Consider the following 7,525-nt stretch of genomic DNA (forward strand, 5'->3'; position numbering starts at 1 on the left):
AAAGGAAAAAGTTTTAGTAATTCGAGGCGATGGAAGGGTGGTGGTAGGAATGAGAATGCTTCTGATACACGCCGACTACCTCGAGTACGAGGTCAGGGATAGGGCCTTGAAGAACCCCGAGCCGATAAGCGAGGAACAGAAAAAGGGCAGGCTCGACGAGGTTCTGGCGGTTTTCATAAGCGTTGAGAAGGTTGACGAGACCAATCCAGAGGAGGTAGTTGAGAAGGCCATAACTGAGATAGAGGACGTTGCGAAGCAGGTTAGGGCGGAGAGGATATTCGTTTACCCCTTCGCGCACCTCAGCAGTGAGCTTGCAAAACCAGATGTCGCCCTTGAGATACTTAAGAAGATAGAAGAGAAGCTTCGCGAAAAGGGTTACGAGGTTAAAAGAGCACCTTTCGGCTACTACAAGGCTTTCAAGCTTTCCTGCAAGGGCCACCCCCTGGCAGAGCTCAGCAGGACAATAGTCCCTGAGGAGGGCGTTTCAAAGGAGGAGCGCAACATAGCGCTCGAAAAAGAGGAGAAGGAGCTTGTAAGCCACTGGTTTATTCTCACACCCGAAGGAGAGCTGATTGAGGTCGACAGGTTCGACTTCACGGGCCATGAGAACCTGAGGAAGTTCGTCAACTACGAGATAGCCAAGAACAGGGTAGCCGAGAGGGAGCCGCCGCACGTTAAACTAATGCTGGAGCACGAGCTGGTTGACTACGAACCTGGAAGTGACGCCGGAAACCTTCGCTACTACCCGAAGGGCAGGCTTATCAAGGGCCTCCTCGAGCAGTACGTCACCGAGAAGGTCGTCGAGTACGGAGCGATGGAAGTGGAAACCCCGATTATGTACGACTTCGAGCACCCAGCTCTGGAGAAGTACCTCAACCGCTTCCCGGCGAGGCAGTACATCGTCAAGAGCGGTGACAAGAAGTTCTTCCTCCGCTTCGCGGCCTGCTTCGGCCAGTTCCTCATCAAGAAGGACGCGATAATCAGCTACCGCCACCTTCCGCTCAGGATGTACGAGCTTACGAGATACTCCTTCAGGCGCGAGAAGAGCGGTGAGCTTTCTGGCCTCAGACGCCTCAGGGCCTTCACGATGCCCGATATGCACACCGTTGCCAAGGACCTCAAGCAGGCGATGGACGAGTTCAAGAAGCAGTACAAGCTCAGCATGGAGGTTCTCAGGGGCGTTGGGCTCACGCCGGAGGACTACGAGGTTGCCATAAGGTTCACCCGCGACTTCTGGGAAGCCAATAAGGACTTCATCGTCGAGCTGGCGAGGATAATCGGCAAGCCGGTTCTCATCGAGATGTGGGACCAGAGGTTCTTCTACTTCATCCTCAAGTTCGAGTTCAACTTCGTTGACAACCTCGACAAGGCGGCCGCTCTGAGCACCGTCCAGATTGACGTGGAAAATGCGGAGCGCTTCGGCATAACCTACTACGACGAGGATGGCAAGGAGCGCTATCCGCTCATACTCCACTGCTCGCCGAGCGGAGCCATCGAGCGCGTTATGTACGCAATCCTCGAGAAGCAGGCCAAACTGCAGGCTATGGGCAAGAAACCGGCCTTCCCGCTCTGGCTCAGCCCGATACAGGTTAGAGTTATTCCGGTCAGCGAGGACGTTCTTGACTACGCGCTCTACGTGGCAGGAAAGCTAGAGGGCGCGAAAATAAGGGTGGACGTCGATGACACCAACGACAGGCTCAACAAGAAGATAAGGAAGGCCGAGAAGGAGTGGATTCCCTACATCATTGTCGTCGGCAGGAACGAGAAGGAGCAGAACACCGTCACCGTCAGGAGGAGGGAGGACGGCAAACAGCTTGAGATGCAGTTGGAGGACCTCATCAGGGAAATCAGGGGGAAGACGGAAGGCTTCCCCTACAAGCCGAGGCCGTTACCGCTTCTCCTCAGCAGAAGGCCCAAGTTCAGGGGCTGAACCATTGACTTTTCTTATTCTAAACCTCTCTATACCCTTTTTCCTCGTTACGCGGAGTATGTAGACGGCCGGCTCGAAGTCCTCGCAGGGTGCGGCCGTTACGTAGAGGTACTCCCTCATCTCTCCCTCCTTTAGAAAGGTTCTCACCGTGAGAACGACGTCGCTGATGCCTGAAGTCCATGCAACGAACCTCTTTGACACGACGTCTTGGTTGAGCGAAAGAACAGCCGTTGAGTTCTCAAGGACTCTGCTGGTGTAGGAGGGAGTCTGATTCAGCAACTTCAGTGTATGGTCCTCACCGAGCATCATCGCCGCACCGTCTAAAGTGTATATCACCCGTATTAGATGTCTGTCCCCAATAACCCCAGAAAGGCTGAGGGTGTAAATCCTCTCTATCTTCGGGTTTATGGTCTCGGGTTCAACCTTATCGAGGTAGAACACGTTGGGAAGGTTTGGCTTTGATGCAGAATATCTCGTCCCGAAGAGGTCTATTATTGCCATCCTGCCGTTGAGTAGTTCCTTCTTTATGTTGAGACCAATTGATGAAGCCTTCCTAATCAGGGAGCTCATCGGGAGCGTGTAATTTGAGATAACACCAAAGCCTCCCCTCTCAAGGACGTATTTGAGAAAAACGAGGGGAATCTGCCAGGCTGAGGAGTACGTATCGTAAACTATGGCAATCGTTGAGCCGAGGAGGCACTCAACGGGGAGTATGTCCGAAATGCGGAGCTCCCCCATTTTCACACCTCAGTGCGTCCCGGACAGCACCTCCCTTATGAACTCCTTGGCCTCATCGCTGAAGAGGTCGAGCTTGACCTCCTTACCGAACTTGTCGTAGACCTTCCCGTCCCTGAAGTTTATCTCGAAGATTTCATAGCGCTCCTCGCTCTTCTCGTGGAGCTTTATTCCGTGTCCCCTCAGGTGGTTTTCGAGGTTCTCTATGTCCACGTACTTGCCGCACTCCTCACACTTGTAGAACTGCCAGAAGATGTAGTCCTGGCCGGCCAAGACGTTGTTCTTTATGTGGTTTACAAGAGCTCCCCCAAGGTACTCGTAGATGTCCTCTTGAACGAGCCTTCCGTCGTTTTCCGTGACCTTAAAACCCGCCCAGACTATGTGGTCGTTTATATCCGCCAGCGTGGCCTTGAGGTAGCGGTAGGTGAGAACGAACGTTCCGTTCTTTATGTAGAAGACACCCTTCTCAGGTATTGCCACTATGTGGATTCCGTCCACGTCCTTCTCCGAGAGGGCATCCGCTTCTTTTCTGTCCTTGGCGACGTCAATAAGAACCTCAACGTTGCTTTTTTTATGGACTCCCCTTATGCTGGAGTCCGCGATTTCCCAGTGGTAGTCGTCGAGGTAGCGAACCTGCAAGTAAACCTTCTTAACCCCTGGACTGAGCTCGCTGTACATGCTCCCCACCGGGAGGAGTTCTCGCGAACGTTAATAAGCTTTAGCAGAAAAGCTTAAAAACTACCTCCCGAAGCGCCGTTGCCTCTTCTGAAACTCTCGGATAATCCTGAGGAAGTCAATCTTTCTGAACTCTGGAAAGTAAACGTCAACGAAGAAAAGCTCGCTGTATGCTATCTGATACAGGAGGAAATTGCTTATTCTTTCTTCCCCTCCGGTTCTTATGACTATGTCCGGGTCGGGCATTCCAGGGTTGTAGAGGTAGCGCTTTATAAGCTCCTCGTCTATCTCCCCAGGCTTGAGCTTTCCCGCCAGAACGTCCCTCACTATCTCCCTGACGGCATCTGTTATCTCGCTTCGCCCCCCGTAGGCGAGTGCTATGTTGAGGATGTAGTTTGAGTACTTCCTCGTTGCACGTTCTACCTCCTCCGCGGCCTTTCTGACGTTCTCCGGTAGCATTTCCTTCCTTCCGATGACGTTCACCCTAATGCCGTACCTGTGGACGCGCTCGTCTTCGAGTAGCTCCTTGAACTTCTGCTCGAAGAGGTTCATGAGTGCGCTGACTTCCTCTGGGGAACGCCTGAAGTTCTCTGTTGAGAATGCATAGACCGTCAGCGTCCTTATACCAAGCTCCCGGCACCACTCCATTATCTCCTCAAGCTTTTTGGAGCCGAAGAAGTGCCCGTACCACGGCGGCTTTTCGAGTTTCCTGGCCCACCGTCTGTTCCCGTCCATTATTATTGCCACGTGCTTCGGTATGTTCCCGGACTTCACCTTCTCGAAGAGGTAGCGCTCGTAGAGGTCGTAGGCGGGCTTGAAAATAATGTGGGGAACGTGGGAAAGAATTCGATAAATCATCTCCCTCACTCAATCCTCTTCCTTGATTTTAGGTGCTTTTCGGCGAGCTCCATGTAAATTTCCGCGTTCTTCTTCGTCCACTCAATCTCCTCCTCGCTGAGCTGCCTGACTACCTTACCTGGAACGCCGAGGACGAGGCTGTAGTCGGGAATCTCCTTGCCGGGCGGGACGAGCGCTCCCGCCCCTATGATAACGTGCTTTCCTATCTTCGCCCCGTCGAGGATTATCGCTCCCATGCCGATGATTACGTAGTCGCCAACCTCGGCGCCGTGAACGACGGCGTTGTGGCCGATGGTAACGTACTTCCCGATTATCGTCGGCTGGTTGTGGGAGGTGTGTATGCTCACGTTGTCCTGAACGTTGGAGCAGGGGCCGATGTAAATCTGCTCGATGTCCCCCCTCAGAACGGCTGAAGGCCAGACGCTGGTTTTTTCTTCAAGAACGACGTCCCCTATAACCACGGCGTTCTCATCAACAAAGGCCGTGGGGTGAATTTTAGGTTTTTTTCCGTTAATCTCGTAAATCGCCATCTTCACCACCGTTTTTAACTTCTGGGGAGAACTTATAAAGATAACCTGAGGATAAGTAGGATGAGGGATAAAATGAGGTACCGCCGTGGAGCCAGCGCGGAGAGGGAACTCGCGAGGATGCTCGAAAGGCACGGTTACGCTGTTCTCCGTTCTGCGGGCAGTCACAGGGTTGATTTGGTGGCCGGCAACGGCAGGGAGTACCTCTGCATAGAGGTGAAGAGCACCAGGGGAAGCAGACTGTACCTTCCCAAAGAGGACGTTGAGAGGCTACTTTCCTTCGCGAACCGCTTTGGCGGAAAGCCTGTTATAGCCGTTAAGTTCGTTAACGTCGGCTGGCGGTTCTTTAGACCGGAATTCCTCGGCTCATCGGGAAAGAACTACCGGGTTGAACCTTCCTCCAGCTTTCTCACCCTCGAGGAGCTTATAGGGAGGCAGAGAACGCTCACCGGGGTGGTTGGCGATGAAAAAGCTTAGCGTTGTAATGGCCGTGCTCCTGCTCATCTCGGTTCTTCCCGCTGCCCACTGTGGGGAGGTGGTTCTTACAATAACGCCCCTGAACAACAACATCCCCGCCCTTCCCGGCCAGACCGTCGTAATACCATTCCAGATTCAAAACCTCGGCAACACCACAATCGGGAACGTAACCGTTTACGTTACCGGTCCCGCTCAGGGCTTTCTGTACCAGACAGAACTTATAAGAACTCCAATTCCCCCCAACGGAACCGTTAAGGGGACGATAACCGTAAAGGTTCTCACGGTTCCTTCGGGAACCTACAACCTCACCCTCGTCGCCAGGTCCGGCTCTTTCTACGCCCAGGCCCGGGTTACCGTAAAGGTCGGTCTGTTGCTCGACTACTACCTCGACGTTGAGGTTGGTAAGAGCTACATCTACGGCCACGACGTTACGATAGTTCTCAAAGCCGTCTCGAAGGCAAACGGCGTTCTGCTGGGTTCCGTTGGCTACAGAATTCTTCTGAACGGCACCGTTATAATGAGCGGTGAAAACTCAACGTACCTGAACCCCGGCGAAAGCTGGGTTAAGGTTATTCGTTTAAGGAAACCCCAGATTGGAAACTACACCGTCCTCCTATGGGCGAACTTTGGGGGCAAGTTCAAGAGCGTTACGAAGACCTTCAGGGTTTATCAGCGGCACCTCCTCTACAAGGTCTACTTCCAGAACGGGGCGATACACGTTCTCGTCTACAACTCCACCGGAGGCGTGCCCGGGATACTGGTGAAGATTAACGGGATAGAGTTCACAACGGACGAGAACGGGGAGGTTTCGTACTCGGTGAATCAGCCGGGTATATATAAGATTGTTCTCGACCTCGATGGAAAGATAGTAACGACGTTCGTTGACGTCAAAAAGCTCTTCATAAACTACGAACAGAGGAACTCAACCCTAATCGTCAAAGTCGTTGATTCAACTGGGGCGCCCGTTCCCAACGTTACCGTTGTTGCATCAGGCCCGCTGGGAAAGGAGTACACGGTTACGAACTCATCGGGGGCCACAGTCATCAACCTCAACGTAACGGGCTACGGGGTGATAATCCTCTCGGCCGAGAGCGATAAATACGTTGGCGGTCAAGCCGTTGTTACGGTTCAGAGACCCGCTGAAGCCACGAAAACATCATCCGCTGTATCGAGTTCATCCCAGTCCCCCCAGATTCCCATGAACACAACTCCCGTTCAGTCAAGCGGGAAAGGGAGGGGCAACTACGGATTAATGGGTCTAATCCTGATAACCGCCGGCCTCGTTCTGGCCGGAACCTCCTACCTCGCCTTCGCGGTTCCAGAGGTTCAGGAGGAAACCCTCGACAGGTACTACTTCATCAAGGTTCGTGCTCCGAAGCTCAAGGAGCTGAAGGGCTACCGGGTGGAGAGGCAGGTTTCGGTTCTGGAGGCGAGGGCAACGAAGGGAGAGGTTAAAGTCGAGGACGGAAGGCTCGTCTGGGAGCTTAACCTCGAACCCGGGGAGGAGGCGTACCTTCAGGCCCTCCTCGGCTGACCCTTTCCTTCGTAAACCTTATTAAGGCGGCCGAATACATTCAGATGACAATCTAAAGGAGGCGAAAGCCATGGTGAACATCGAGCTTCTCAAAAAGGTCGTCGAGGCCCCTGGAGTTTCTGGATACGAGTTCTTGGGAATCAGGGACGTGGTCGTTGAGGAGATTAAGGACTACGTGGACGAGGTTAAGGTTGACAAGCTCGGGAACGTCATAGCCCACAAGAAGGGAAGCGGCCCGAAGGTCATGATTGCGGCCCACATGGACAAGATAGGCGTGATGGTGAACCACATAGACAAGGACGGCTACCTCCACCTCGTCCCCATAGGCGGCGTTGACCCGAGAACCCTCGTGGCGCAGAGGATAAGGTTCTTCACCGACAAGGGTGAGCGCTTCGGCGTCGTCGGGCACATTCCGCCGCACATCCAGAAGCCGGAGGACAGGAAGAAGGCGGCCGATTGGGACACGGTTGTCGTTGACGTCGGCGCCGACAGCAAGGAAGAGGCCGAGGAGATGGGCTTCCGCGTTGGAACGGTCGGCGAGTTCGCCCCGGCCTTCACCCAGCTCAGCGAGAACAGGATTGCAACGCCGTACCTCGACGACAGGGTCTGCCTCTACGCGATGATAGAGACCGCCAAGGCCCTTGAGAACCATGAAGCGGATATCTACTTCGTCGCGAGCGTTCAGGAGGAGGTTGGCCTCAGGGGTGCTAAAGTTGCGAGCTACGCAATAGACCCCGAGATAGGCATAGCGATGGACGTCACCTTTGCCAAGCAGGTCGGGGACAAGGG

Annotated in this window: 8 protein-coding genes; 4 read left to right on the top strand and 4 right to left on the bottom strand. The window is 53.8% G+C overall.

Annotated features, from left to right (window positions below; translation table 11 throughout):
• The first annotated feature begins 49 nt into the window (after window positions 1-49).
• Entirely contained in the window at window positions 50-1,930 is a 1,881-nt protein-coding gene (locus tag MVK46_RS06860) for a threonine--tRNA ligase (protein ID WP_297535881.1), read from the top strand.
• Here the strand turns inward: MVK46_RS06860 and MVK46_RS06865 are convergent.
• Genes MVK46_RS06865 through MVK46_RS06880 form a run of 4 tightly spaced genes read right to left on the bottom strand, consistent with a single transcriptional unit; the run spans window position 1,889 to window position 4,728 of the window.
• Entirely contained in the window at window positions 1,889-2,668 is a 780-nt protein-coding gene (locus tag MVK46_RS06865; RefSeq protein ID WP_297535882.1) for a hypothetical protein, read from the bottom strand. The two genes, MVK46_RS06860 and MVK46_RS06865, sit on opposite strands and share 42 nt — an antisense overlap.
• 9 nt (window positions 2,669-2,677) lie before the next feature.
• Window positions 2,678-3,343, bottom strand: a complete 666-nt coding sequence (locus MVK46_RS06870; protein WP_297535883.1) for a TBP-interacting protein — start codon at window positions 3,341-3,343, stop codon at window positions 2,678-2,680.
• Between the two features lie 60 nt (window positions 3,344-3,403).
• Window positions 3,404-4,198, bottom strand: coding sequence for a polyprenyl diphosphate synthase (uppS, locus tag MVK46_RS06875; RefSeq protein ID WP_297535892.1), 795 nt, complete (start codon window positions 4,196-4,198; stop codon window positions 3,404-3,406).
• Between the two features lie 5 nt (window positions 4,199-4,203).
• Entirely contained in the window at window positions 4,204-4,728 is a 525-nt protein-coding gene (locus MVK46_RS06880) for a gamma carbonic anhydrase family protein (RefSeq protein WP_297535893.1), read from the bottom strand.
• A gap of 72 nt (window positions 4,729-4,800) precedes the next feature.
• On the opposite strand from MVK46_RS06880, the gene hjc reads away from it, so the two are divergent.
• From hjc to MVK46_RS06895, 3 genes are all read left to right on the top strand, one after another.
• A complete protein-coding gene (gene hjc / locus MVK46_RS06885) occupies window positions 4,801-5,202 on the top strand; it encodes a Holliday junction resolvase Hjc (protein WP_297535884.1) in 402 nt (133 codons plus the stop codon).
• Window positions 5,189-6,736 carry a hypothetical protein gene (locus tag MVK46_RS06890; RefSeq protein ID WP_297535885.1) on the top strand — a complete coding sequence of 516 codons (1,548 nt, stop codon included), beginning with the start codon at window positions 5,189-5,191 and terminating at the stop codon, window positions 6,734-6,736. Before hjc ends, MVK46_RS06890 begins: the two co-directional genes overlap by 14 nt.
• A 70-nt stretch (window positions 6,737-6,806) precedes the next feature.
• A partial coding sequence (locus MVK46_RS06895; protein WP_297535886.1) for a M42 family peptidase occupies window positions 6,807-7,525 on the top strand: 719 nt, incomplete at its 3' end.

This window comes from Thermococcus sp. (assembly GCF_027066465.1).
In the GTDB taxonomy this organism is placed as follows: Archaea; Methanobacteriota_B; Thermococci; order Thermococcales; family Thermococcaceae; genus Thermococcus.